Annotated in this window: 26 protein-coding genes and 1 tRNA gene; 22 read left to right on the top strand and 5 right to left on the bottom strand. The window is 64.2% G+C overall.

Features of this window, described 5'->3' with window-relative positions; all coding sequences use genetic code 11:
• Positions 1-17: 17 nt before the first annotated feature.
• Positions 18-908 (bottom strand): LysR family transcriptional regulator, encoded by an 891-nt coding sequence (locus ABIC03_RS14990; RefSeq protein WP_354058876.1) that lies wholly within the window; start codon positions 906-908, stop codon positions 18-20.
• Between the two features lie 97 nt (positions 909-1,005).
• On the opposite strand from ABIC03_RS14990, the gene ABIC03_RS14995 reads away from it, so the two are divergent.
• From ABIC03_RS14995 to ABIC03_RS15030, 8 genes are all read left to right on the top strand, one after another.
• On the top strand, positions 1,006-1,983 hold the full coding sequence (locus tag ABIC03_RS14995) for an NAD(P)H-dependent flavin oxidoreductase (RefSeq protein ID WP_354058877.1): 978 nt from the start codon (positions 1,006-1,008) through the stop codon (positions 1,981-1,983).
• 17 nt (positions 1,984-2,000) lie between these two features.
• The gene (locus tag ABIC03_RS15000; RefSeq protein ID WP_354058878.1) at positions 2,001-3,077 is read left to right on the top strand and encodes an NAD(P)H-dependent flavin oxidoreductase; all 1,077 of its coding nucleotides are present in this window, start codon (positions 2,001-2,003) and stop codon (positions 3,075-3,077) included.
• A gap of 77 nt (positions 3,078-3,154) precedes the next feature.
• A complete protein-coding gene (gene gatC, locus ABIC03_RS15005; protein WP_354058879.1) occupies positions 3,155-3,442 on the top strand; it encodes an Asp-tRNA(Asn)/Glu-tRNA(Gln) amidotransferase subunit GatC in 288 nt (95 codons plus the stop codon).
• Between the two features lie 82 nt (positions 3,443-3,524).
• Positions 3,525-3,737, top strand: coding sequence for a hypothetical protein (locus ABIC03_RS15010; RefSeq protein ID WP_007611210.1), 213 nt, complete (start codon positions 3,525-3,527; stop codon positions 3,735-3,737).
• Positions 3,734-5,209 carry an Asp-tRNA(Asn)/Glu-tRNA(Gln) amidotransferase subunit GatA gene (gene gatA, locus ABIC03_RS15015; protein WP_275167894.1) on the top strand — a complete coding sequence of 492 codons (1,476 nt, stop codon included), beginning with the start codon at positions 3,734-3,736 and terminating at the stop codon, positions 5,207-5,209. Before ABIC03_RS15010 ends, gatA begins: the two co-directional genes overlap by 4 nt.
• The gene (locus ABIC03_RS15020; RefSeq protein WP_354058880.1) at positions 5,200-5,502 is read left to right on the top strand and encodes a hypothetical protein; all 303 of its coding nucleotides are present in this window, start codon (positions 5,200-5,202) and stop codon (positions 5,500-5,502) included. The genes gatA and ABIC03_RS15020 overlap by 10 nt, the downstream gene beginning before the upstream one ends.
• A complete protein-coding gene (gene gatB / locus ABIC03_RS15025) occupies positions 5,499-6,977 on the top strand; it encodes an Asp-tRNA(Asn)/Glu-tRNA(Gln) amidotransferase subunit GatB (RefSeq protein ID WP_275167892.1) in 1,479 nt (492 codons plus the stop codon). The genes ABIC03_RS15020 and gatB overlap by 4 nt, the downstream gene beginning before the upstream one ends.
• A 1,707-nt stretch (positions 6,978-8,684) precedes the next feature.
• Complete coding sequence (locus tag ABIC03_RS15030) at positions 8,685-8,951, top strand: hypothetical protein (RefSeq protein ID WP_275167891.1); 267 nt, start codon at positions 8,685-8,687, stop codon at positions 8,949-8,951.
• A 153-nt stretch (positions 8,952-9,104) separates the two neighbouring features.
• Here ABIC03_RS15030 and ABIC03_RS15035 read toward each other — a convergent pair.
• Positions 9,105-9,197 (bottom strand) — tRNA-Ser (locus ABIC03_RS15035).
• Positions 9,198-9,833: 636 nt separating this feature from the next.
• Positions 9,834-12,251, bottom strand: a complete 2,418-nt coding sequence (locus ABIC03_RS15040) for a transglycosylase SLT domain-containing protein (RefSeq protein WP_354058881.1) — start codon at positions 12,249-12,251, stop codon at positions 9,834-9,836.
• A 293-nt stretch (positions 12,252-12,544) separates the two neighbouring features.
• Between ABIC03_RS15040 and dapA the strand changes: the two genes are divergently transcribed.
• From dapA to ABIC03_RS15060, 4 genes are read left to right on the top strand one after another with little or no spacing between them, the layout of a single operon-like run.
• The gene (gene dapA, locus ABIC03_RS15045) at positions 12,545-13,435 is read left to right on the top strand and encodes a 4-hydroxy-tetrahydrodipicolinate synthase (protein WP_007603384.1); all 891 of its coding nucleotides are present in this window, start codon (positions 12,545-12,547) and stop codon (positions 13,433-13,435) included.
• Positions 13,436-13,487: 52 nt separating this feature from the next.
• The gene (mscL, locus tag ABIC03_RS15050) at positions 13,488-13,904 is read left to right on the top strand and encodes a large conductance mechanosensitive channel protein MscL (protein ID WP_027567293.1); all 417 of its coding nucleotides are present in this window, start codon (positions 13,488-13,490) and stop codon (positions 13,902-13,904) included.
• 59 nt (positions 13,905-13,963) lie between these two features.
• A complete protein-coding gene (gene smpB / locus ABIC03_RS15055) occupies positions 13,964-14,437 on the top strand; it encodes an SsrA-binding protein SmpB (RefSeq protein WP_027567292.1) in 474 nt (157 codons plus the stop codon).
• 4 nt (positions 14,438-14,441) lie between these two features.
• The gene (locus ABIC03_RS15060; RefSeq protein WP_354058883.1) at positions 14,442-15,035 is read left to right on the top strand and encodes a peroxiredoxin; all 594 of its coding nucleotides are present in this window, start codon (positions 14,442-14,444) and stop codon (positions 15,033-15,035) included.
• Here ABIC03_RS15060 and ABIC03_RS15065 read toward each other — a convergent pair.
• Both ABIC03_RS15065 and ABIC03_RS15070 read right to left on the bottom strand, forming a co-directional pair.
• Positions 15,032-15,706 (bottom strand): uracil-DNA glycosylase, encoded by a 675-nt coding sequence (locus ABIC03_RS15065; RefSeq protein WP_354058884.1) that lies wholly within the window; start codon positions 15,704-15,706, stop codon positions 15,032-15,034. The genes ABIC03_RS15060 and ABIC03_RS15065 overlap by 4 nt on opposite strands.
• Positions 15,687-16,334 (bottom strand): LabA-like NYN domain-containing protein, encoded by a 648-nt coding sequence (locus ABIC03_RS15070; protein WP_007603390.1) that lies wholly within the window; start codon positions 16,332-16,334, stop codon positions 15,687-15,689. Before ABIC03_RS15070 ends, ABIC03_RS15065 begins: the two co-directional genes overlap by 20 nt.
• A gap of 329 nt (positions 16,335-16,663) precedes the next feature.
• Here ABIC03_RS15070 and rpoZ point away from each other — a divergent pair, with 329 nt between their 5' ends.
• From rpoZ to ABIC03_RS15120, 10 genes are all read left to right on the top strand, one after another.
• Positions 16,664-17,056 carry a DNA-directed RNA polymerase subunit omega gene (rpoZ, locus tag ABIC03_RS15075; RefSeq protein ID WP_007603391.1) on the top strand — a complete coding sequence of 131 codons (393 nt, stop codon included), beginning with the start codon at positions 16,664-16,666 and terminating at the stop codon, positions 17,054-17,056.
• Between the two features lie 207 nt (positions 17,057-17,263).
• Complete coding sequence (locus tag ABIC03_RS15080; protein WP_007611189.1) at positions 17,264-19,549, top strand: RelA/SpoT family protein; 2,286 nt, start codon at positions 17,264-17,266, stop codon at positions 19,547-19,549.
• A gap of 45 nt (positions 19,550-19,594) precedes the next feature.
• Positions 19,595-20,347 (top strand): pyridoxine 5'-phosphate synthase, encoded by a 753-nt coding sequence (locus ABIC03_RS15085; RefSeq protein WP_354058885.1) that lies wholly within the window; start codon positions 19,595-19,597, stop codon positions 20,345-20,347.
• Positions 20,344-20,763: a holo-ACP synthase gene (gene acpS, locus ABIC03_RS15090; RefSeq protein WP_354058886.1), complete on the top strand. Its 420-nt coding sequence runs from the start codon at positions 20,344-20,346 to the stop codon at positions 20,761-20,763. The genes ABIC03_RS15085 and acpS overlap by 4 nt, the downstream gene beginning before the upstream one ends.
• A gap of 248 nt (positions 20,764-21,011) precedes the next feature.
• Complete coding sequence (gene lepB, locus ABIC03_RS15095) at positions 21,012-21,776, top strand: signal peptidase I (protein WP_354058887.1); 765 nt, start codon at positions 21,012-21,014, stop codon at positions 21,774-21,776.
• Positions 21,773-22,639, top strand: coding sequence for a ribonuclease III (rnc, locus tag ABIC03_RS15100; protein WP_354058888.1), 867 nt, complete (start codon positions 21,773-21,775; stop codon positions 22,637-22,639). Before lepB ends, rnc begins: the two co-directional genes overlap by 4 nt.
• Entirely contained in the window at positions 22,629-23,555 is a 927-nt protein-coding gene (gene era, locus ABIC03_RS15105; RefSeq protein ID WP_354058889.1) for a GTPase Era, read from the top strand. Before rnc ends, era begins: the two co-directional genes overlap by 11 nt.
• A gap of 21 nt (positions 23,556-23,576) precedes the next feature.
• The gene (locus ABIC03_RS15110; RefSeq protein WP_275167881.1) at positions 23,577-23,957 is read left to right on the top strand and encodes a hypothetical protein; all 381 of its coding nucleotides are present in this window, start codon (positions 23,577-23,579) and stop codon (positions 23,955-23,957) included.
• Positions 23,958-24,077: 120 nt separating this feature from the next.
• Positions 24,078-24,830, top strand: a complete 753-nt coding sequence (gene recO / locus ABIC03_RS15115) for a DNA repair protein RecO (protein WP_354058890.1) — start codon at positions 24,078-24,080, stop codon at positions 24,828-24,830.
• A 100-nt stretch (positions 24,831-24,930) separates the two neighbouring features.
• Positions 24,931-25,215: a hypothetical protein gene (locus ABIC03_RS15120; RefSeq protein ID WP_275167879.1), complete on the top strand. Its 285-nt coding sequence runs from the start codon at positions 24,931-24,933 to the stop codon at positions 25,213-25,215.
• Positions 25,216-25,221 lie beyond the last annotated feature (6 nt).

Consider the following 25,221-nt stretch of genomic DNA (forward strand, 5'->3'; position numbering starts at 1 on the left):
TGGAACGCGCTGGCATCTCAGGCTGCGATGACTTCGTCGTCTTGCTTCAGGCAGCCGGCAAACCCGCTCAGCGCGCTGGTTTGATGTCCGGCACGACGCTGGATGAAGAGCGTCTCGACCTGCGCGTGCGAATGGCTCAGTGCGTGGATCGACACGCTGCCGTTGATCGCGCTGCGTTCGACGACGGCGCGCGGCAGCAGCGTCACGCCCATGTCGGCGGCGACACAGCCGATCATGCCGTCGAGCGTGCCGAGCTCGAAGCGTGCGGCTGACGGCCAGCCGAACTCGACAAAGATCTGTTCCAGCCGCTGCCGGTAGGTGCAGCCGGTGCGGAACGCCAGCGCGGTCGGGCCGGATTCCGGCGTGCCGGCGCGCAGCTCGGCCAGCGTGGCCCAGCGCCGCGCGCTGACCAGCACCAGCTCTTCGCGGAACGCGCTTGTCGCGATGAGATCGGCATGCGCGATCGGACCTGCGACGAAGGCGCCGTCGAGCGTGCCTTCGAGCACGCAAGCGACGAGGTCGGCGGTGGGCGCGGTGCGCAGGCTCAGCCGGACGGCTGGAAAGCGGTGATGAAAGTCCGCGAGCAATGGCGGCAGCCGCACCGCTGCGGTCGTTTCCATCGAGCCGATCGCGAGCGGTCCCTTGGGCTCGCCGTCGTCGCAGGCCGCGAGCACGGCCTCGCGCGCCAGTGCGGACATCCGTTGCGCGTAAGGTAACAGCCTTTTGCCCGCGCCGGTCAGGGTCATGCCGCGGCTATGGCGTTCGAACAGCGGCGTACCGATCTCCGCCTCCAGCGCCTTCACGCGCTGGGTCACGTTGGACTGCACCGTGTTGAGCTCTTCGGCCGCGCGGGTGATGCCCCCGGTACGGGCGACGGCGGCGAAGGTCTGGATGTCGCTGAGTTCCATAATATCGTTTCTCTTTTGAGATGGCAGCGTTCGCAAGAATTCAATTTTAGAGAATGGTATTCGCGCCTAGTCTCACTGTCCAGACCTGGGAGGAGCCATGCCGATCGCGACGTCGCTGACCACGCTATTGGAGATTGAGCATCCGATCCTGCTGGCGCCGATGGACGTCGTGGCAGGCAGCCGCCTCGTGGCGGCGGTAAGCCGCGCCGGCGGCTTCGGCATCCTGGGCGGCGGCTACGGCGAGAGGATTTGGCTGGAGCAGGAGATTGCCAAGCTCGCCGGCATGAAGGCGCCGTTCGGGATCGGCTTTATAACTTGGAGCCTCGCCAAGCGGCCCGAACTTCTCGACATTGCGCTCGCCGCAAACCCATCCGCGATCATGTTGTCGTTCGGCGATCCCGCACCCTTCGCGGCGAGCATCAAATGCGCCGGTGCACGCCTGATCTGCCAGGTGCAGGACGAGACGATGGCGCGGCAAGCGCTCGATGCGGGCGCTGATATCCTGATCGCACAGGGGACAGAGGCCGGCGGTCACGGCGCTTCGCGCACCACGATGGATCTCGTGCCGGCAATCGTCGATCTTGCCGCGGGTCGTGTGCCGGTGGTCGCGGCCGGCGGCATTGCCGATGGGCGGGGACTTGCGGCCATGATGATGCTCGGTGCAAGCGGCGTGCTGCTCGGCACGCGCTTCTACGCGAGCCAGGAGGCCGATGGTGCGGAAGAGGCCAAGCGGCGCATCTGCGCGGCAGATAGTGGCGCAACAGTGCGGGGAATCATTTTCGATCTCTCCCGCAACAATGTCTGGCCCGCGCCGTTTACCGGCCGGTGCCTTGTCAACGATCACGCCAGACGCTGGATCGGCCGCGAGGTCGAACTGATGCAGAATGTCGCCGCAGTCGGGGCCGAGTATGCGGCCGCGAAGGCAGCAGGCAATTTCGACATCGCCGCGGTGATCGCGGGCGAGGCGGTCGGCCTGATCCATGATATTCCGTCTGCCGCCGAAATCGTCGAACGGATTGCGACCGAGGCCGAGCAACTGCTAATCGGTCGGCGCAATTCCAGCGTGTCCGCCTAAAGTGCGAGAGAACAACCATGTGGCCGAACCGTCGTCTGATCGATCTCTTCAAGACCGAATTCCCGATCGTGCTGGCGCCGATGGCCGGCGTGATGGACGCGGAGTTGGTGATCGCCGTTGCGCAAGGCGGGGGGCTCGGCTCGCTGCCGAGCGCAATGCTGTCGCCGGAGAAGGCGCGCGAGCAGGTCAACATCATCCGGCAGCGCGTCTCCGCGCCGGTGAACATGAATTTCTTTTGCCACACACCGGTCGAGCTCACGGCCGAGGCGGAGGCGCGCTGGAAACAGCGCCTCGCGGGCTACTACAATGAGCATGGCCTCGATCCCGCCGCACCCATCAATGCCGCGAACCGCGCGCCGTTCGACGCCGGCTTCTGCGAGGTCGTGGAGGAGCTGAAGCCGGAGATCGTCAGCTTCCATTTCGGCTTGCCGGAGGACGCGCTGCTCAAGCGGGTCAAGGCGGCTGGATGTCTCGTCATCTCCTCGGCGACGACGGTGAAGGAAGCGGTCTGGCTCGAGCAGCACGGCGCTGATGCGGTGATCGCACAAGGTGCGGAGGCCGGCGGCCATCGTGGCATGTTCCTGACCGACAAGATCTCCGAACAGCCCGGCACCTTTGCGCTGGTGCCGCAGGTGGTCGACGCGGTGAAGGTCCCGGTGATTGCGGCCGGCGGCGTTGCGGACGGCCGCGGCATTGCAGCCGCCTTCGCGCTCGGTGCATCCGGCGTGCAGATCGGAAGTGCCTATCTGCGCTGTCCGGAATCCAAGGTCAGTGCGGCGGCCCGCGCGGCGCTCGCCGAGGGACGGGATGATTCCACCGTCATCACCAATGTCATGACGGGGCGGCCGGCGCGCGGCGTCCAAAACCGCCTGATGCGCGAGGCCGGCCCGATTTCGCCGGACGCGCCGCCATTTCCCCATGCCGCAACGGCCCTGGGGCCGCTGAAGGCGGCGGCCGAGAAGCAGGGCAGGGTGGATTTCACCAATCTCTGGGCCGGGCAGGCGATCGCCCTGGGCCGCGAGGTCCCGGCAGCCGAATTGACGCGGCATCTGGCGGAATCGGCCCTGGCACGCCTGAAAGCGCTGGCTGGATAGGCGGGAGGCGCCGGTTGCGGCGCAAAAGCGGCCTCTGCTATACGGCACATAGGTTTTGCCGTGAGAGGCCTTATATAATGTCCGTCGACGCCACTACCGTCCGCCGCATCGCGCATCTGGCGCGCATTGCGGTTTCAGAGAGCGAGGTTCCGCATCTGCAGGGCGAGCTCAACGCCATGCTCGCTTTTGTCGAGCAGCTCTCGGAGGTCAATGTCGAGGGTGTGGAGCCCATGACCTCGGTCACCCCGATGCAGATGAAGAAGCGGCAGGATTTGGTCAATGACGGCGAGATCGCCGACGATATCGTTGCCAACGCGCCTGCGACCGAAGGTCACTTCTATCTTGTACCCAAGGTCGTCGAGTAATTTACATAGCGTTTTCGAGCGAAGTGGAAGCCGGTTCGCATAAAGAAAACGCGTCAAACTAAAGAGTCTTAGGACGCTGTCGATGTGCATGCTTTGCGACGACGAGAAGGCCTATCAGGCCTACATGAACTATCTCGACAAGATGGAGCGGCAGGGCAAGGCTGCCGACCCCAACGTCGCCGTCAATGCCGTGCTCGACGAGATCGAGGCGGCTGCGAAAGCGGCCGCCAAGAAAGACGACCCGGCCAACGACAAGTCCCTGTCTCCGTTCTTCTGCAGCCCGATCAATAAATGACCGATTTGACATCGCTGACGCTCGCGGAGGCCCGCAAGGGCCTCGCGGCCAAGACTTTTACGTCCCTTGAGCTGACCGACGCGCATCTGAACGCGATCGAAGCCGCGCGCGTGCTCAATGCTTTCGTCATGGAGACGCCCGACCGCGCGCGTGACATGGCGAAGGCCGTCGACGAGAAGATCGCCAAGGGTGATGCGGGACCGCTCGCCGGCATTCCGCTCGGCATCAAGGACCTGTTTGCGACCAAGGGCGTCCGCACCACCGCGTGCTCGAAAATCCTCGGCAATTTCGTGCCGACTTACGAGTCCACCATCACCTCGCAGCTCTGGCGCGACGGCGCGGTGATGCTGGGCAAGCTCAACAATGACGAGTTCGCGATGGGCTCGGCGAACGAGACCTCGTGCTTCGGCCCGGTCGGCAATCCCTGGCGGCGTGATGGCTCCAACACGACGCTGGTGCCGGGCGGCTCGTCCGGCGGCTCGGCCTCGGCCGTTGCGGCGCTGCTGTGCATGGGTGCGACCGCGACCGATACTGGCGGCTCGATCCGTCAGCCGGCGGCGTTCACCGCGACCGTCGGCATCAAGCCGACCTACGGCCGCTGTTCGCGCTGGGGCATCGTCGCTTTTGCCTCCTCGCTCGACCAGGCCGGTCCGATCGCGCGCAGCACGCGCGATGCCGCGATATTGCTGCGCTCGATGGCCGGCCACGATCCGAAGGACACGACCTCGGTCGACATGCCCGTGCCGGACTACGAGGCCGCGATCGGCAAGTCCGTGAAGGGCATCCGGATCGGCATTCCCAAGGAGTATCGTCTTGACGGCATGCCGGCCGAGATCGAAAAGCTCTGGAGCGAGGGCGCGGCCTGGCTGAAAGCGGCCGGCGCCGAGCTCGTCGAGGTGTCGCTGCCGCACACCAAATACGCGTTGCCGGCCTATTACATCGTGGCCCCGGCGGAGGCGTCCTCCAACCTCGCGCGCTACGACGGCGTGCGCTTCGGCCTGCGCGAGCAGGGCCGGAACATCAACGAACTCTACGAGAACACCCGCGCAGAAGGTTTTGGCGCCGAGGTGAAGCGCCGCGTCATGATCGGTACCTACGTGCTCTCGGCCGGCTATTACGACGCCTATTATTTGCGTGCCCAGAAGGTGCGCACGCTGATCAAGAAGGACTTTGAGGATTGCTTCGCCAAGGGCGTCGACGCCATCCTGACGCCGGCGACGCCGTCGGCGGCGTTCGGCATCGGCGAGAAGGGCGGCGCGGACCCTGTCGAGATGTACCTCAACGACATCTTCACGGTGACTGTGAACATGGCGGGCCTGCCGGGCATCGCCGTGCCCGCCGGCAAGGACGCGCAGGGCCTGCCGCTCGGCCTGCAGCTGATCGGTCGTCCCTTCGACGAGGAGACGCTGTTCTCGCTCGGTGAGGTGATCGAGCAGGCCGCCGGCCGCTTCACGCCGGCGAAATGGTGGTGAACATGGCGGCGTATATCGCCAGCCTCGACGGCGCCGCGCCGCCGCCGGATCTCAGCGCGCCGCTCGCCGGCTTGTGGTGGGCCGCCAAGGGCGACTGGGACCAGGCGCACAGAATCGTCCAGGACGAGAGCAGCCGCGAGGCCGCCTGGGTGCACGCCTATCTGCATCGCGTCGAGGGCGACCTTGGCAATGCCGGCTATTGGTACCGCCAGGCCGGCCAGCCCGTGGCAACGGATTCATTACAAGCAGAGTGGGAGCGGATCGCTGCCACGCTGCTCGGGAGCAAGACATGAGCACGGCCACGCACAAGCTTCTGAAGGGCTCAACCGGTGACTGGGAGATGGTCATCGGCCTGGAGGTCCACGCTCAGGTGACGTCGAACGCGAAGCTGTTCTCCGGTGCCTCCACCGCGTTCGGCGGCGAGCCGAACACGCATGTGTCGCTGGTCGACGCGGCGATGCCGGGCATGCTGCCCGTCATCAACGAGGAATGCGTCAGGCAGGCTGTCCGGACCGGATTAGGCCTCAACGCGCAGATCAATCTGCGCTCGGTGTTCGACCGCAAGAACTATTTCTATCCGGACTCGCCGCAGGGCTACCAGATCAGCCAGTACAAGTCGCCAATCGTCGGCGAAGGCGAGGTCGTGGTCGAACTGGACGGCGGCAAGACCGCCACGATCGGCATCGAGCGGCTGCATCTGGAACAGGATGCCGGCAAATTGCTGCACGATCAGTCGCCGACCATGTCCTATGTCGACCTCAACCGCTGCGGCGTGGCGCTGATGGAGATCGTGTCGAAACCCGACATCCGCGATGCCGAGCAGGCCAAGGCCTATGTGACCAAGCTGCGCTCGATCCTGCGCTATCTCGGCACCTGCGACGGCGACATGGAGAAGGGATCCCTGCGCGCCGACGTCAACGTCTCCGTGCGCAAGCCGGGCGCGCCGCTCGGCACCCGCTGCGAGATCAAGAACATGAACTCGATCACCTTCATCGGCCAGGCGATCGAGTACGAGGCCCGGCGCCAGATCGAAATCCTCGAGGAGGGCGGCGCGATCGACCAGGAGACCCGGCTCTACGACCCTAACAAGGGCGAGACGCGGTCGATGCGGTCCAAGGAAGAGGCGCACGACTACCGCTACTTCCCTGATCCCGACCTGCTGCCGCTGGAGTTCTCGCAAAGCTTTGTCGACGAGCTGAAGGCTGGGCTGCCCGAGCTGCCGGACCAGAAGAAGACGCGCTTCGTCGCGGATCTCGGCCTGTCGGCCTACGACGCCGGCGTGCTGGTCGCCGAGCGCGAGAGCGCGGTGTTCTACGAGACCGTGCTGGAGAAGCTCGCCAACCGCGCGCGCGATGGCAAGGTCGCCGCCAACTGGGTGATCAACGAGCTGTTCGGTCGTCTCAACAAGGAAGGCCGGGACATTACGGACTCTCCGGTCGATGCCGCACAGCTCTCAGGGATCATCGACCTGATCGGCGAGGGTACGATCTCCGGCAAGATCGCCAAGGATCTGTTCGAGATCGTTTGGCAGGAGGGCGGCGATCCCCGCGCGCTGGTCGAAAGCCGCGGCATGAAGCAGGTCACGGATCTTTCCGCGATCGAAAAGGTTGTCGACGACATCATCGCGGCCAATCCCGACAAGGCGGCGCAGGTCAAGGACAAGCCGCAGTCACTCGGCTGGTTCGTCGGCCAGGTGATGAAGGCATCCGGCGGCAAGGCCAACCCGCAGAGCGTCAACGAGCTGCTCAAGTCCAAGCTCGGCATCTGACCTCGCGCGTTCGAACGAGGTGACGGACAGGAGTCGTCACCTCGCTTTCGGTTCACGATGTGACGCTCGCGCGCATCCTCGGCGACGAACTTCATCCCGATCGAACGCGACACGCCGACCGAATCGCCGTCACGCGATTCGCGCAAAACGGCGACTTGCACACGCTCTGACGAGCCCTGGCGCCGTTAATCATGAAAATATTTTCGTTGCCAAAAGTCGCGACTCAGAGTCCGCGAAGCGCCTTCGCGAGGCGCTCGCGCGATCGGCGCGATACGTCATGACATCGATCGCGCGCGATGCGCGCGTGCAGAAAAATACTTGCTGCATAGTGTTTTTCTGCAGTCGCATCTTTTGCAAACGTCGATGCCGCGGGCACTCTCTGCGATCGCAAGCACAACTCATGCAGTCCGCTTGCATCGCGTTCGCCAGCGCAGGCGCGTTTCGCCGTCAACACTTCTTTAAGCGAGACGCTGTTTTTTTCGTTGTGTTGGTGTATTCGGGATGAGTGTGCACTCGATCCCCGACTGCATGCAGCGATTAAGCCATCTCACACATCGGAGGGCAACATGGCCAAGAAAGCTAAGAAGGCAAAGAAGGCGAAGAAGGCGAAGAGCGCAGTGAAGAAGACTGCGAAGAAGACCCGCAAGGTCGCCAAGAAGAAGTAACTTCGCTTTTTGAAGTTGCCGGCTCCTAGAGAGCCGGCACGTCATCAGCGCCTCTCAAAAGGTTCTGGTCGACGATAGAGGGTGTCGGCGAGACATCAGGTCAACGGTCGGATCGTTCTCTTCGCGAGTTCGCTCGCTAAGCCCGATCCGGCAGAAGAAACAGGTTTTCTTCGTTCGGTGCGGTTCTCCGTAAGGGGCTCCGCAATTTCACAAGCGGCCTTCGGGCCAACGTGGAATCTGGTCCTGACGTGTTCGCCGACGCCCTCGTTCTCATGAGGCCGGGGTATTGCCGGCATTCCCATCTCCCGACATTGTTGATCTGACCGCGACGTGGCTGTTCTGCTCTTGAGCAGGCCGGGCTCTCGCATGTGACGTCTCGGCGACGCCTGAGCGAGCGCCTCGTCCTTCGAGACGACCGCTTCGGGGCCTCCTCAGGATAAGGCTCGGCTGCGTCCATCTGCGTTGATGCTGCCGCATACTCATCCCCCATCCTGACGGCCCGCCGCAGGCGGGCGTCTCGAAGGATGGCCGCAGTCGAGCTTCCAGCCATATGTTTCTTCATATGCGCGCTTCTTGAGCAGGGAGGCTGCGGCGCTGTTGCACGCTGTTCACGCGCCGCTTCTCCATTCGCCGTGTCGTCGCCTGGCTCCGACCTGGCGATCCAGTTCGCCGCGGCTTCTCGTGAGACCATTGCTATCTCTGGAATACCGGTGACGACAGCGGGCGGGGACACCACAGGACACGCGTCACCGTGCGCGATGGTTATCGTTCTCCCAAAATCCCAAGGTAAACCGAATCTGACAAATTGCAGAAGTGCCTGCGAAACCGGGACTTCTTGCATTTGTCGTGCGCGCCTGGGGCTGGCGCGTTTACGTCTGCTTCATCGCGATACTTAAACTGCCATTCAAATTTGCCCGCCATCATTACCTCCAACAAGCCGGCAAACGGCACGGGCAAGAAGCCCCGGGGATGAGTTGAACAGTTGATTGGACGGGAGCCGCGCTCGGGGGACGAGGCGGCATAAGAAAAAAGGGGATGCGTTATGTTTCAGGGTACTTTCGATCTGGAGACCGCGACGCCGATCGACGCAGGCGCGCTGTCGGACGTGCTGTTCGAGCGCGGCCTCTATTGGGCGAGCGGACGCTCCGGTCTTGTCGATCTCGTCGCCGCGCACAAATGGTTCAACCTCGCCGCGCTCAAGGGCCGCAAGGACGCCGTGACACTGCGCCAGGAAGTCGCCGGACAGATGTCGGACGCCGATATCTCGGCCGCGCAGCGCGACGCGAGGGCGTGGGTCTCCGCCCACTGAGCGGAGAATCAGGTCTTGGACGCCGTTTCGGAGGTGAACCTGGCTTTCGCTGAATCAGGTTCCCTCGTGGTCCCCCATCCGGTTCGGAGCCGCATGAGACCGCCGTCGGGTGTCAGGTGAAGGAACGCACAGATCTCAGATTCTGCCGCGGAGTGGCGGAGAGGGAGGGATTCGAACCCTCGATACAGCTTGAGACCGTATGACGCTTTAGCAAAGCGTTGCCTTCAGCCACTCGGCCACCTCTCCGGTGCGAGCCTTATGCATCTAATTACTTGGGCTGGTCAATTTGGAAGCGTGTGTTTTTGCTCGAATATTCCCAGCGAATTCCGAAACCAAGCGGTTTGCTCCCGGGGCGAGAACGTAACGCCGCGATAACGGACACAAAGCTGGAGGTTCTGGCGCCTGTATTATGAGCGGTTTTGGCGCGGACAAAGGCTCCCTTCATCCGCATAAACGACTGATTTTGCTATCAAATTAGATCGGATGGCTCGCGCGGGGGACGACTGCCTTCCTCGTCGATCGCCTCTGTCGAGTGGTTCATTTGCAAGTGATTGATTTGATTGCCTCTTTCCCCGATTCGCCACAAGCTGAGGAGCGGTGATCGCTCTCGGATCGGCCGACGGGTCCCGTGTCAGGCTGCGGGAAAGGCGCTCTCACTATTATCGTCGGGATAACTCGCTCGCCGGCCGAGGAGCCCCCCGTCGCGCCAGGCGTCGCCGCAAGGAAGGCCAATAGTTCTCCCTTTGCTTTGCCGCCAACGGGCATCGCGAGAAAGCCCGCCTGACGCTTCGCACCCCAGCTCTTCGCCGGTGGCTCAAGTACTGGCGACGATGGCAGCTGCCGCCAACGGACTCACCGCAGCGCGTCGAGGGAGGATGATCGCTACTCCACGCTGCCGCCGCCGCGGCGCAAATCGGCTTCGATCTGCAACCGCGTGCCGCCGCCGAAGCGGGCGCGGTAGACCTGAAGGTTCTCCATGATCCGCTGCACGTAGTTGCGCGTCTCGGAGAACGGGATCAGCTCGACCCAGTCGACCGCGTCGACCTTGGGGTCGCGCGGATCGCCGTAGCGATCGATCCACTTCTTCACACTGCCGCGGCCGGCATTGTAGGCGGCGAAGGTCATGATGTAGGAGCCGCGATAGTCCTCGAGCAGTCCACCGAGTTCGGCCGAGCCGAGCGTGGCGTTGTAGGCCGAATCGTTCTTCAGACGCCCCAGATCGTAGGTCCCGCCGTGCCGCTTGCAGACATAGCGTGCGGCCTCCGGCGTCACCTGCATCAGCCCATAGGCCTGCGCCGGGGAGACGACCGAAGGATTGAAGGCGCTCTCCTGCCGCGCAATGGCGTAGATGATGCTGCGCTCGACCTCGGGGCCGATCGGCGTGAACTGCGGAATGCCGTTGACGGGATAGGCATAGAAATCGAACGGCAGCCCGCGATTGAGCGCGGCCTTGCCCAGCAGCAGCATGCCGCGCGCGTCGCTGTGGCGCTGGGTGAGCTCGCCGAGGCCGGCAAGCGCTTCGGGATCGCCGTTCTCGCCCATGTCGGCGAGAACAGGTATCGCCATCTCACGCTCGTCGAGCTCGTAGAGCAGCTGCGCGGCGCGCACGATCTCCAGCCGTTCGGCACCGCGGCTGCGCGGCTGCGCGTTGAGCTCGATCTGCGGCAGGCCGAGCTTGGCGCGTGCGAGCTGGCCGTAATAGCTGGTGGATTGCTCGGCTGCCCGCGCGTAGGCGTTACGCGCCTCCTGCTGGCGGCCTGCAGCTTCGGCGGCGCGGCCCTGCCAATAGCCGGCGCGCGCCAGCGCGGTCGGATTGACGCTGCCGATCCCGATGCGGGCAAAATGCTGGGTGGCGGCCGCGGGATCGTTGAGGAAACGCAGCGCGATCCAGCCGGCGGTGAACTCCTGCTCGGTCTTGTAGATGTCGCGGGAGGGCAGGGCCGCATCGCGCGCGATCAGATAGGCGCTGCGAAATTCCTCGGTGTCGATCATCTTGCGCGCCAGGAGGCGCCGCTCGATCCACCATTCGTCGAGATTGTGGAGCCGGCCCGGATCCTTCGGTGCCGACAGCATGAGCTGGGCGGCTTCGGCAAATTTCTCCTCGCGGCGCAGCAGCTGGATCTTGCTGAAGATGAAGCCGGGATCGCCGTGCAGCTCGCGCGGCACGGCGTCGAGCAGCGCACGAGCGTTCGGCGCTTTCTTGAGGGAGGCGATTCGGGCCTTGGCGAGTGCGACATAGCCGGCCCCGAGGCGCTTCGCAGCACGCAGTGCGGCCTCGTTCTCGCTGCCGTAGAGCAGCGTGTCCATCCGTGCCTTCTGATCGCCGGGCGTCAGCAGCGCGCCGAACTGGTCGAGTGCGTTGTTCTCGGTGTCTTCCGACATCGGGTCGCTGCGCCAGGCATCGCGCACCAGACGTTCGGCGTTGGCGCGGTCGCCGCGCGCCAGCATCGCCTTGGCGAGCGTGAAGCGGCCCTTGGCGGACACGGGGGATTCGTTTTCGAACCATGACCAAGCGACCTGGTCGTCGCGCCTGTCGTCCCACATCGCGGCCTCCAGGCGCCGGCGCAGGAAGGTCTGCGACGGCCAGCTCGGATTGGCGGACAGGAAGGCGCGGTAGCGCTCCACAGTCGCGCCATTGTCCTCGCTGCGAAGGATGATCCATTCCGCCAGTTTTCGCGCGACTGGATCGGAGATCGTGGCCGCGGCACTGCTGGCGTCGCCCGCCTTGCGCTTGCGCACGAGCTCGATCACGGTCTCCAGCGTGTCCTTGTCGGCTTGCGAGGTCGAGGAGGTCGCGGCAACCGCAGCCGGTGTGACCGGCTTGCGCGGAGCGGCATGCTGGCGGGTCGCCGGAGCCAGGACCGGAGCCGCGAGGGGCTTGGCGGAGGCCGGGGCGGTCGGTCTGACGGTGGCCGTCGCAGCCGGCGCGGCTGCGGTCTTCGGGGCCGAGCCGCCAGCGGTCGGCGTTGACTTTGGCGCGGCCGCCGTGGGCTTCAGCTTCTCCTTCGCAGGTTCCTTGCCTGCGTTCTTGCCAGCATCCTTACCCGCATCCTTGGCAGGCTTCTTCGCAACATCCTTGGCGGGGGCACTGGTCGCGCCGTTGCTTGCGCCCTTGCTTGCCCCCTTGGCGGCGTCCTTCGAAGTTTCCTTGCCGGTTCCCTTTGACGCCCCCTTCGCGGTGTCCTTGGCGGCTGGTTTGGCCGCCGGTTTCCCGGTTTCCTTCGCGGTTTCCTTGACGGTCTCCGCGGTTGTCTCATTGGATTTGGCCCAGGCGGCGCAGCCGGCCGACAGCCCTGCCATCAGGCATACGATCAGAGTAGTGGATCGCCATGCGGCGCGCGGAAAGGAGATCACGGCGTTTCGTCGCCCCGAATCAGTCAATTGGCTCAAGACCCAGCTGTACAAGATCTGGCTGTATTTGATTGAATATGCGGACAAAATACCAACAGCCGCTTACCTTCGCCGGGTTTGCACCACCACCGCGGCAAAATCGCGGCCTAAACGGTGCGTCACGCCGAGGCGGGTCTTTTACCGGCGGGATAGACCCGATATGAATGCGGCTCGCTCGAGATCGCCGCGTACGGAGGAAGTCCATGGCAGCCAAGACGAAATTCCGGGGATCGTTCACCGCCTTGGTCACGCCGTTCAAGAACGGCTCGCTGGACGAGGCGGCGTTCCGCTCCCTGGTCAACTGGCAGATTTCAGAGGGCACCAACGGCCTGGTCCCGGTCGGCACCACCGGCGAGAGCCCGACGTTGAGCCATGACGAGCACAAGAAGGTCGTCGAATGGTGCATCGAGGAAGCGAAAGGCCGCGTGCCTGTCGTCGCCGGCGCCGGCTCCAACTCGACCAAGGAGGCGATCGAGCTCGCCCAGCACGCCGAGAAGGCGGGCGCGAACGCGGTTCTGGTCGTGACGCCCTACTACAACAAGCCGACCCAGGAAGGCATGTACCAGCACTTCAAGGCGATCAACGACGCGATCGGGATTCCGATCATCATCTACAACATCCCGCCGCGCTCGGTGATCGACATGTCGGTCGACACCATGGCGCGGCTGTGGGAGCTGAAGAACATCGCCGGCGTCAAGGACGCCACTGCCAGCATGGTGCGCGTCTCGCAGCAACGCGCGGCGATGGGCGAGGACTTCAACCAGCTCTCGGGCGAGGATGCGACCATCCTCGGTTACATGGCCCATGGCGGCCATGGCTGCATCTCGGTGACCTCGAACGTCGCGCCGCGGCTGTGCTCCGAGTTCCAGGCTGCCTGGGCGAAGGGCGATCATGCCACCGCGCTGAAGCTGCACGACAAGCTGATGCCGCTGCACAACAACCTCTTCATCGAGAGCAATCCGGCGCCGATCAAGTACGCGCTGTCGCTGCTCGGCAAGCTGGACGAGACGCTGCGGTTGCCGATGGTGCCGGTCACCGAGCCGACCCGCGTTGCCGTGCGCAGCGCGATGGTTCATGCCGGCCTCATCAACTGACGCGCTAGCCGATCGGGGAGCTTCCATGGCGATCGAGGCAAGAGGCACGCGGATGCTCACGGAGTTCCGCGAGTTCGCCATGAAGGGCAACGTCGTCGACCTCGCGGTCGGCGTCATCATCGGCGCGGCCTTCGGCGCCATCGTGACGTCACTGGTCGGCGACGTGATCATGCCGATCATCGGCGCAGCGACCGGCGGCCTCGACTTCTCGAACTACTTCACGCCGCTTTCGGGCAAAGTCACCGCCGCAAACCTCGCGGACGCGAAAAAGCAGGGCGCCGTCTTGGCTTGGGGCAACTTCCTCACGCTGACGATCAACTTCATCATCATTGCCTTCGTGCTGTTCCTGGTGATCCGTGCCATGAACAAGTTGAAGCGCAAGGACGAGGCGGAGCCTGCCGCTCCGCCAAAGCCGTCGGCCGAGGTCGAGCTGCTGACCGAGATCCGCGATCTCCTCAAGAAGTCTTGACGCGCGCGCTTCATCCAAACTGTTAGCGTCCTCGCGCATCTCGATCAGGTTTGTCTTCCATGGCCGACAAGAACGAACGTCCGATCAAGGTTATGGCGGAAAATCGCAAGGCCCGCTTCAACTATGCGATCGAGGATACGATCGAGGTCGGCATTGCGTTGACCGGCACCGAGGTCAAGTCGATCCGCAGCGGCAAGAGCACGATCGCGGAATCCTACGCCGATTCCAAGGACGGCGAGATCTGGCTGATCAACGCCACCATTCCCGAATATCTCCAGGGCAACCGCTTCAATCACGAACCCAAGCGGCCGCGAAAACTGCTGCTGCATCGCAAGCAGATCAACAAGCTGATGGGTGCGGTCGACCGCGAAGGCATGACGCTGATCCCGCTCAAGCTTTACTTCAACGAGCGTGGTCGCGCCAAATTACAGCTCGCGGTTGCAAAAGGCAAGAAGCTGCACGACAAGCGTGAGTCCGAGAAGAAGCGCGACTGGAGCCGGGAGAAGGGCCGCCTGATGCGGGCGAGGGGATAGCGGGATGACTCAGAGAAACCTGCTCGAGGTCGATTGGACCCGGATTCCCGCACCCGCCGACGACGGCGGCGCCGCGCACCTGAAAGGCATGACGCTGCCGCCGATCAGCCTGCTCGCCACTGACGACACGTCAGTCGCGCTGTCGGCGCTGCGTGGCCGGACCGTGGTGTTTGGCTATCCGCGCACCGGCGAGCCCGGCAAGATCGCGCTGGTCGACGATTGGGACATGATCCCGGGCGCGCGCGGTTGCACGCCGCAGACTTGCGCGTTTCGCGATCTGTTTGCCGAGCTGAAGGCCGCCGGCGCCGCGCAGGTGTTCGGCCTCTCGACCCAGAGCAACGCGTACCAGACCGAGATGGCCTCGCGGCTTCATCTGCCGTTCCCGGTGCTCTCGGACGAGAAGCTGGTGCTTACGCGCGCCCTGAATTTGCCGACCATGGAGGTCGCGGGCCTGACGCTGATGAAGCGCGTTGCGCTGATCGTCGACGACGCCAGGATCACGCATGTGTTCTATCCGGTGTTTCCGCCCGACCGAAACGCCGGCGATGTCCTGGACTGGCTGAAGGCCAATCCCGCCAAGGGCTTGTCTCAGGATTAGTCGAGGTCGGACTTTACCTTCGCGAACACGGAGCGGAACATGTCTGGCGTCAGCACGCGGGTGTTCGTGTTGTAGCGGGAGCAGTGATAGCTGTCGTAGAGCCTGAATGCGCCGGCCTGATGCACGGCGCCGTGGCCGAAGGGGGCTTGCGATCCCTTCAGGTTCAGCGGCTTGAGCACGGTATCGTGCGCAATGCGCCCGAGGGCGACGATCGCGCGCAGGTTCGGCATCGTTGCGAGATTCGCCGCGAGGAACTGCCGGCACGTATTGATCTCGATCGGTAGCGGCTTGTTCTGCGGCGGCACGCAATGCACCGCATTGGCGATCCGACAGTCGACCAGCTTCAGGCCGTCGTCGGGACGCGCCTGATATTTGCCCTTGGCGAAACCGTATTCGAGCAGCGTCGCGTAGAGCAGGTCGCCGGCATAGTCGCCGGTGAAGGGACGGCCGGTGCGGTTGGCGCCCTGCATCCCCGGCGCAAGGCCGACGATCAGCAGGCGCGCCTTGATGTCGCCGAAAGGCGCAACCGGAGCATTGTGCCACGATGGTTCGCGCGCGCGGTTCGCCTCGCGAAAGGCGACCAGGCGCGGACAGAGCGGACAGTCACGGTCGGGGACGAGGCTGAGAGGCTGGCGGCTTGACCGGGCCGCCTCACTCCTCGAAGTCGTCATCGCCCCTCGCCGGCGCCATCGTGGTCGCGCGCTGGAGGAACTGCGGAGCGTGGTGGCGCGCCTCGCGGTCGCCGCGGTCACGCGGGGCGGGGCGTTCGGACGGGTCGCGGCCGAGCTTGGACTGCAGCTCGACGAGGTCGGTGAAGACGTCGGCCTGGCGGCGCAGCTCGTCGGCGATCATCGGCGGCTGGCTCGCGATCGTGGAAATCACGGTGACCCGCACGCCGCGGCGCTGAACGGCCTCGACCAGGGAGCGGAAGTCGCCGTCGCCCGAGAACAGCACCATCTGGTCGATGTGCTCGGCGAGCTCCATGGCGTTCACGGCGAGCTCGATGTCCATGTTGCCCTTGACCTTGCGGCGGCCGGAGGCGTCGATGAACTCCTTGGTCGCCTTCGTGACCACGGTGTAGCCGTTGTAGTCGAGCCAGTCGATCAGCGGCCGGATCGAGGAGTACTCCTGATCCTCGATGATCGCGGTGTAGTAGAACGCCCTAAGCAGCGTCCCGCGGCTCTGAAACTCCTTCAGCAGGCGCTTGTAATCGATGTCGAAGCCCAGAGTTTTCGCCGTCGCGTAGAGATTGGCTCCATCGATGAAGAGCGCGATCTTGTCGGTAGAGGAAGGTGACATTCAGTTTGCTCGCGTAGAGTTCGTGATTGATCGTTTTTTGTTGGCGCGGCGACAGCAAGCCGCGCACTTCTAAAGTCCCGCCGAAACCCGTCGAAACCGCAAATCCGGAGAAGTCGGGGCAATCAAGGTATAGTTATGGCCAACTTGCATAGACCCGGCGCTGCCGTCGCCAACAACCCGGGAAACCACCCATCCCAGCCCCAATGTGGGGGTAGCAGAGCCGTTTGGCGAGACCAAATCACAAATTGGCCTTGCGAAACCCTCCCGGTCCCTATAAGTAGCGGCATTCATCCACATATTTCGTCTCACCCACAACGGAGCGACAGTCGATGGCTCGCGTCACCGTAGAAGATTGTATCGACAAGGTCGACAACCGGTTTGACCTGGTCCTGCTGGCCGCCCACCGCGCCCGCATGATTTCGTCTGGTTCACAACTAACGGTTGACCGCGATAACGACAAGAACCCTGTTGTGTCTTTGCGCGAAATTGCAGAGACCACCATTTCGCCGGAGGACCTCCGCGAGGAGTTGGTGCATTCGCTGCAGAAGTTCGTCGAGGTCGACGAACCCGAGCCGGACACTGTGCCGCTGATCGGTTCCGCCGGTGCAAGCGTGGATGCAGACGATACCGAAGTCGCCGTTGAGCGCATGACGGAAGAAGAGCTCCTGAAGGGTCTCGAAGGCCTGGCGCCGCCCGAGGAGCAGCCCGAGGAAGACGAGTAAATCGTCCCGTCGCGCTCATCGACTTCTTTGTGATCTGATAAGGCCCGAACCGTCGTTCGGGCCTTTGCTTTTGTTGGCGTTTTCGTGGTTACCATAGCGTCGTCGGTTCGCGCCTGTCCCTGTCACTGAATTGATCGGACACGCGCGCGATCGGAGCTAAGATGTATACAACGGGCTGTGTCGTGGTCCGTTTGAAGGCAGGACGGCATGGTATATCGACGCCGCACACCAACGCAGATGCAGGCCGCAACCGAATCGGTTGCCGTGGCCCCGACTGCGCCGGTGGCGCGCCCGGCGAAGCCTCGCGCCCGCATGATGCGTCAATATGACCTCGTCGAGCGTGTCAGGTCCTACAATCCCAACACCGACGAAGATTTGCTGAACCGCGCCTATGTCTACGCCATGAAGGCGCACGGCTCGCAGACCCGCGCCTCGGGCGACCCATACTTCTCCCACCCGCTTGAAGTGGCGGCGATTCTTACCGATCTGAAGCTCGACGACGCCACCATCGTGGCTGCGCTGCTGCACGACACGATCGAGGACACCGAAGCGACCCGGGCCGAGATCGACCAGATCTTCGGGCCCGAGATCGGCGCGCTGGTCGAGGGCCTGACCAAGCTGAAGCGGCTGGAGCTGGTGTCGCGGGAGGCCAAGCAGGCCGAAAATCTGCGCAAATTGTTGCTGGCCATTGCCGACGACGTTCGCGTGCTCCTGGTGAAGCTCGCCGATCGCCTGCACAACATGCGCACGCTGGACTTCGTGCCGACGGAATCGCGACGGCGCATTGCCGAGGAGACGCTCGACATCTATGCGCCGCTGGCAGGGCGCATGGGCATGCAGGAAATGCGCGAGGAGCTGGAGGACCTGTCGTTCCGGACCCTCGACCCGGAAGCCTATTCGGTGGTGATGCAGCGGCTCGATGCGCTGGCGGAGCGCAACCGCAATCTGATCGGCGAAATCGAGGACCAGCTCTCCAACAATCTGCGCCACCGGGGTCTTGGGGCGCGGGTCTATGGCCGCCGCAAGAAGCCATTTTCGATCTGGACCAAGATGGAGCGCAAGTCGGTCGGCTTCGAGCAATTGTCCGACATCTTCGGCTTCCGCGTCGTCGTCAACGACATCGAAGCCTGCTATCGCGCGCTCGGCATCGTCCACACGAACTGGCCGGTCGTGCCCGGGCGGTTCAAGGACTACATCTCGACGCCGAAGCAGAACGACTATCGCTCGATCCACACCACCGTGATCGGCCCCGGCAATCAGCGCGTCGAGCTGCAGATCCGCACCGAGGCGATGGACCAGATCGCCGAGCGCGGCATCGCCGCACACGTGTTCTACAAGGAAGGCGTGGGCTCGCCGACCGAATTCCTCAAGCGCGAGTCCAATGCATTCGCCTGGTTGCGCCACACCATCGGCATTCTCTCGGAGAGCGCCAACCCCGAGGAATTCCTCGAGCACACCAAGCTCGAGCTGTTCCACGACCAGGTGTTCTGCTTCACCCCGAAGGGCAAGCTGATCGCGCTGCCGCGCCATGCCAACGTGATCGACTTCGCCTATGCCGTGCATACCGACGTCGGCAACAGCGCGGTGGGCTGCAAGATCAACGGCCAGTTTGCGCCGCTGTCCTCGGAGCTCCAGAACGGCGACGAAGTCGAGGTGCTGACCTCGGAAGCGCAAGCGGCGCCGCCGTCCGCATGGGAAACACTCGCGGTCACCGGAAAGGCGCGCGCCGCGATCCGCCGCGCCACCAGGACCGCGGTGCGCGATCAATATGTCGGTCTCGGCCGGCGCATCGTCGAGCGCCTGTTCGAGCGCGCCAAGATCGAATACGCCGACGACAAGCTCAAGGGCGCGCTGCCGCGCCTCGCGCGGACCTCGATCGAGGACGTGATGGCGGCTGTGGGGCGCGGCGAGATCAAGGCCTCCCACGTGGCGCGTGCGATGTATCCCGACTACAAGGAGGAGCGCATCGCGCGCTACGGCGTCAAGAAGGGGCTTGCCGCCAAGCTCAAGGAGAAGTCGTCCGAACCGCCGCGCAGCCCGGTCGCGATCCCGATCCGCGGCATCAATTCCGACCTGCCGGTGAAGTTCGCGCCGAACGGCGGCGCGGTGCCCGGTGACCGCATCGTCGGCATCGTCACGCCGGGCGAGGGCATCACCATCTACCCGATCCAGGCGCCGGCCCTGAAGGATTTCGAGGAAGAGCCGGAGCGCTGGCTCGACGTGCGCTGGGACATCGAGGACTCCGCGCCGCAGCGCTTCCCGGCCCGCATCAAGGTCGAGAACGTCAACGAGCCCGGCGCGCTGGCGCAGATCGCGACCGTGATCGCCGAGCACGACGGCAACATCGACAACATCAGCATGCAGCGCCGCTCACCGGACTTCACGGAGACGACGATCGATCTCGAAGTCTACGATCTCAAGCATTTGAGCGCGATCCTGGCCCAGCTGCGCGCGAAGGCGGTCGTCGCCCGCGCCGAACGTGTTAATGGATAGACGCCTTCCGTCCTGGTCTATTCCTATGATTCCGTGAGTCCTGAAATGCCTGCACCTCCGCTCCGCCTCGGCGTCAATGTCGACCATGTCGCGACCCTGCGTAACGCGCGCGGCGGCCGCAATCCCGATCCGGTGCGCGCGGCGCTGCTGGCGATCGAGGCCGGTGCCGACGGCATCACCGCTCATTTGCGTGAGGACCGCCGGCATATCCGCGACGAGGACATGGCGCGGCTGAAAGCCGAGATCTCCAAGCCGCTCAATTTCGAGATGGCGGCGACCGACGAGATGATGCGCATTTCGCTCGCCACTAGACCGCACGCGGTGTGCCTCGTGCCGGAGCGCCGCCAGGAGGTGACGACCGAAGGCGGGCTAGACGTCGTCGGCCAGCACAATGCGCTGGCGCCCTATATCGCGCGGCTGAACGATGCCGGCATCCGGGTGTCGCTGTTCATTGCGGCCGATCCCGCCCAGATCGAGATGGCGGCGCGGCTGCGCGCGCCCGTGATCGAGATCCACACCGGCGCCTGGTGCGACGCTGTCGTCGACGGCCACGCCGACAAGGCCGAGGCCGAATGGCGGCGGATCGTGGCGGGGGCGAAGCTGGCGAAGGAAGCGGGGCTGGAGGTTCACGCCGGACACGGGCTGGACTACGCGACGGCGGAGACGATCGCAGCCTTGCCTGAGATCATGGAGCTCAACATCGGGTACTACATGATCGGCGAAGCCCTGTTCGTCGGTCTCGCCGAGACGGTGCGCAGCATGCGCGCGGCAATGGACCGCGGCCGGAGCCGGGCATGATCATCGGCATCGGCTCCGATCTGATCGATATCACCCGGGTCGGCAAGGTGATCGACCGCCATGGCGAGCGCTTCCTCGACCGCATCTTCACCGCGGCCGAGCGGGCCAAGGCGGAGCGGCGCGCCAAGAACGAGAAGATGGTGGTGGCAACCTACGCCAAGCGCTTCGCCGCCAAGGAGGCCTGCTCCAAGGCGCTCGGCACCGGCATCAGGCGCGGCGTATGGTGGCGCGACATGGGGGTGGTCAACATGCCGGGAGGGCGACCAACCATGCAATTGACGGGCGGGGCGCTGGCCCGGCTCCAGGCCCTGACGCCGGAGGGGTTCGCGCCGCAGATCGACCTGTCGATCACCGATGACTGGCCGTTGGCACAGGCCTTCGTCATCATTTCCGCCGTGCCGCTGGCCAAACCCTGAAGGCGCACCGATCATTTTATAATTCGCATTCAAAATCAAGCGCTTATGCAGTTTTGATGCGATCCTTGATTGCGTGGTCTCCGACAACCGTCTAAAAGTCCGCGGACGCAAATCAGGCTGGGCGAATTCGGCTTTACGCCGGAATTGGCCCTCATTATCAGAATCAGGACAATCTCCTTGGGCCGCGAGCGATGGGCTGTTCGCGGGAGGAGGGCGCGCTGTGACCGCCCGCCGGAATTGAGAGAGCAATGAGCGTGACTTCAGGAACGAAAACTGAGAGCGGCATCGGCGAAACGATCCGGGTCGTGATCCACGCTCTCCTGATCGCGCTGGTGATCCGCACCTTCCTGTTTCAGCCGTTCAACATCCCATCCGGCTCGATGAAGGCGACACTGCTGGTCGGCGACTATCTGTTCGTCTCGAAATATTCCTACGGCTACAGCCACTACTCGATCCCGTTCTCGCCGCCGCTGTTCTCGGGGCGGATCTGGGGCTCGGACCCGAACCGCGGCGACATCGTCGTATTCCGCCTGCCGAAGGACGATTCCACCGACTACATCAAGCGCGTGATCGGCCTTCCCGGCGACCGCATCCAGATGCGGGACGGGCTGCTCTACATCAACGACGCGCCGGTCGAGCGGCAGCGCATGAGCGAATTTGTCGGCGAGGACCCCTGCGGCGCTGAAGGCAGCGGCGTCTCCCGGGTGAAGCGCTGGAAGGAAACGCTCCCTAACGGCGTGTCCTACGAGACGCTGGACTGCGCCGATAACGGCTACGTCGACAACACCAACGTCTACACCGTGCCGACCGGCCACTTCTTCATGATGGGCGACAACCGCGACAACTCCACCGACAGCCGCTTCCTCGGTCAGGTCGGCTACGTGCCGCAGGAGAATTTGATCGGGCGCGCCCAGATGATCTTCTTCTCCATCGCCGAAGGCGAGCATGCCTGGATGTTCTGGCGCTGGCCCTGGGCGGTGCGCTGGAATCGCTTCTTCAAAATCGTCCGATGAAAGACGAAGCCAAGGACATCGCGACCCTGCCGACCGAGGCGCAAGCGGGCCCCGACGGCGAAGCTGCGACCAAGACTCTTGAGAACAAGACTCTTGAGATCAAGACTCCTGAAAACAAGGCGCCTGCAAAGAAGAAGCGGGTGCGGAGCAGCAAGGCCAGGGGCTCGGATGCGAATGCGGGGCTCGAGGCACGCATCGGCTACAGCTTTGCCGATCCGAACCTCTTGATGCAAGGCATCACGCATGTCTCCGCGCTGAAGTCCGGGCGCAAGCGCGGCGACAGCTATCAGCGGCTGGAATTCCTCGGCGACCACGTGCTCGGGCTCGTCGTCTCCGACATGCTCTATCACACCTTCCCGAACGCCGACGAAGGCGAGCTGTCCAAGCGACTTGCCGAACTGGTGCGCAAAGAGAGCTGCGCCGATGTCGCCAAGTCGCTCGGTCTGCTCGACGACATCAAGCTCGGCTCGGTCGGCTCCAGCGCCGACGCGCGCCTGCGCAAGAGCGTGCTCGGCGACATCTGCGAGGCCGTGATCGGCGCCGTCTTCCTCGACGGCGGCTACGCGGCGGCGGCCGACTTCGTCAAGCGCAACTGGACCGAGCGCATGCACAAGCCGCGGCGTCCGTTGCGTGATCCCAAGACCGTTCTCCAGGAATGGGCGCAGGGCAAGGGATTGCCGACGCCGGTTTACCGCGAGGTCGAGCGCACCGGCCCGCATCACGATCCGCAATTCCGCGTCGCGGTCGACCTGCCGGGGCTGGCGCCGGCGGAAGGTATTGGCGGCAGCAAGCGCGCGGCAGAGAAGGTGGCAGCTTCAGTGATGATCGAACGTGAAGGCGTTGGCGGCGGCAATGACGGTTGAAGCAAGCGGCGAGGCGCCCACTGCGACGCGCTGCGGCTTCGTCGCGCTGATCGGCGCGCCCAACGTCGGCAAATCCACTCTGGTCAACGCGCTGGTCGGGGCCAAGGTCACGATCGTGTCGCGCAAGGTGCAGACCACGCGCGCGCTGATCCGCGGCATCGTGATCGAGCACAACGCGCAGATCATCCTGGTCGATACGCCCGGCATCTTCCTGCCCAAGCGCCGGCTCGACCGCGCCATGGTCTCGACCGCCTGGAGCGGCGCGCATGATGCCGATCTCGTCTGCGTGCTGCTGGATGCCAAGGCCGGCATCGACGAGGAAGCCGAGGCGATCCTCACCAAGGTCGCCAGCGTCAAGCACGAGAAGATTCTGGTCATCAACAAGGTCGACCTGGTCCAGCGCGAGAAGCTGCTGGCACTGGCGCAGGCCGCCAACGAGCGCATGGCGTTCGCAAAGACCTTTATGATCGCGGCGATCTCCGGCGACGGCGTCGACGACCTCAGGCATACACTGGCCGAGATCGTGCCGCCGGGTCCGTTCCTCTATCCCGAAGACCAGATGTCGGACGCGCCGATGCGGCAGCTTGCGGCCGAGATCACCCGCGAGAAGATCTTTCGCAAGCTGCACCAGGAATTGCCCTACCAGTCCACCGTCGAGACCGATAAGTGGGAGGAGCGCAAGGACAAGTCGGTGCGCATCGAGCAGACGATTTTCGTCGAGCGCGAAAGCCAGCGCAAGATCGTGCTCGGCGCGGGCGGCGCCACCATCAAGTCGATCGGCGCGGACTCGCGCAAGGAGATCGGCGAGATCCTGGGCGTGCCGGTGCACCTGTTCCTGTTCGTCAAGGTGCGCGAGAACTGGAGCGACGATCCTGATCGCTACCGCGAGATGGGCCTGGAATTTCCCAAAGAATAACCAAGAAAAGATCGGTCAGCGATGAGCGTACCCAGCAACGTACGGCGCTTCGAAGCGTTGCTCTATGCATCGTTGATGCTTGATGCCCTGTCGGTGGCGGTGCAGGACCGCACGCCCACAGCCGAGATGACCGAGCAGATGATCATGACGTCGATGCTGTTCGCCGGCGGCATGATCCTGCTGCTGGTCTATTTCGTCAGGCTGGCCGCGCACGGGCGCAAGAACTGGCCGCGCTGGGTGCTGGCGGCAGCGCTCGTGCTGTCGGTGATCTCGCTCGGCCAGATCATCGGCCAGAAGGGCATGGAACTCGACAGCGCCATCGAGATCGTCTCCTGCGTGCTGACGGCGATGGGGCTGTATTTCTCGTTTCGCGGCGACGCGCAGGGCTGGTTTAACGCGTAAGGCCGCGCCGGGTGATTGGCGGCGCGTAATCCGCCATCCAGGAGTGACGCGCGATTGGCGGATGACGCCTTCGGCCAATCCGCCCTACGATTGAAGACCGGAATCCGCTAGACTTCACCCATGGAATGGACCGACGAAGGCATCGTGCTGGGGGTGCGGCGGCATGGCGAATCTAGCGCCATCGTCGAGCTGCTGAGCCGTGCGCACGGCCGCCATCTCGGTCTCGTCCGCGGCGGCGCCGGCTCACGGATGCGGCCGCTGCTGCAGCCCGGCAACAGCCTCAGCGTGGTGTGGCGGGCGCGGCTCGACGAGCATCTCGGCACCTATGCCATCGAGGGCCTCAAGCTAAGGGCGGCGACGCTGCTGGGATCATCCCACGGCGTCTACGGCATCACGCATCTCGCCTCGATTGCGCGGTTGCTGCCGGAGCGCGATCCGCACGAAAACCTCCTGGCGCTGCTCGAACATTCGCTGGACGATTTCGACGACATCGGCAGCGCCGCCGTACACGTGATCCATTTCGAGCTGGCGATGCTCACCGAACTCGGATTCGGGCTGGCGCTGGAAAACTGCGCCGTGACTGGAGAAACCACCGACCTGATCTACGTCTCGCCCAAATCCGGCGGCGCGGTGTCGCGCGGAGCGGGCGAACCGTGGCGCGACCGCCTGTTGCGACTGCCGCCGTTCCTGCGCCAGGGCGAGGTGCACGGCGACCTCACCGACGAGGATCTCCAGGACGGCTTTCGACTGACCGGCCTGTTCCTGTTGCGCCACGTGCTGGAGCCGCGCGGGCAGGGCCATTCCGACGCGCGAGCAGGCTTCATCAACGCGCTGATTCGACAGCAGGCAAAGGCCACAATGCCCGCGCCATGAGCCTGACGCGACTCTGCATCGTCGCAATATGCTGGTCCGCCGTGGAACGAAACCGGGTTTCCCTGACTTGCCCCCGGGGGTTCCAACCGGGGATATCCTAATGCTGATCAAGGGACTTGTGATATCGGCAGCGCTGATCGCGCTGGCGCCGGATGCCCTCGCGGGTGAGCAGCCGGGCGTCTTTCGCCGTGCCTCCTGTACCGTCGTCAGATTCTATGTGGCCAAATATTCCGCTGCAGCCGCAGAGGCATGGGCGAGGTCCAAGGGCGCGACAGAGGCCGAGATCGAGACGGCCCGGCGGTGCCTGACCAATGCCCCGGCCACCACGCAGGCTAAAGCCGCGCCACCCACCCAGACCTTCACCGCAGGCTGGGCCGGCCAGTAGGCCGCC

The organism is Bradyrhizobium sp. RT6a, from assembly GCF_040547675.1.
Classification (GTDB): domain Bacteria; phylum Pseudomonadota; class Alphaproteobacteria; order Rhizobiales; family Xanthobacteraceae; genus Bradyrhizobium.